The organism is Larkinella sp. C7 (assembly GCF_006149005.1).
Taxonomy (GTDB): domain Bacteria; phylum Bacteroidota; class Bacteroidia; order Cytophagales; family Spirosomataceae; genus Larkinella.
Genome location: NZ_VBSL01000207.1, coordinates 1 through 386, shown reverse-complemented (window position 1 = coordinate 386; position 386 = coordinate 1). Strand labels below are relative to the sequence as shown.

Below are 386 nucleotides of genomic sequence, written 5' to 3'. Positions count from 1 at the left end.
TTAGAAGTTCCGCTTTCACCAAAAATTAGGAGAGAGCGAAAATAATTATCCAATCGTTTGGCTTTTTTCTTATTCTCTTCTTCAATGAAAGTGGTAAAGGTTAGTTGTTGGGAAATATCTTGTTTAATGTCATCAAAATGCTGGTACTTGATACCAAATTGATTATTGATTAAAGGAGGTGTTGATAACTTTACCTCAACAAGATAGTAGGAACCAGCTGATGATGTAAAATTGGAAATAGCCAAGCGATAAAGTGCTCTTTTGAAAGAATAATAATAGATTTGGTGATCTTGCAGAAGAGTTTTTTTAGCTAAAAAGGCCAGCACCGATTGTTGGAGTTCCTGCTCAATATTAGAATAGTGAAGTTTAAAGTTAGCATTGAGTAG

General features: G+C 33.7%; 1 protein-coding gene. It reads right to left on the bottom strand.

What is annotated here, in order from left to right; all coding sequences use genetic code 11:
* Nucleotides 1–386 (bottom strand): hypothetical protein (locus FH871_RS35125; protein ID WP_212768418.1); only part of this gene is annotated, 386 nt, incomplete at both ends.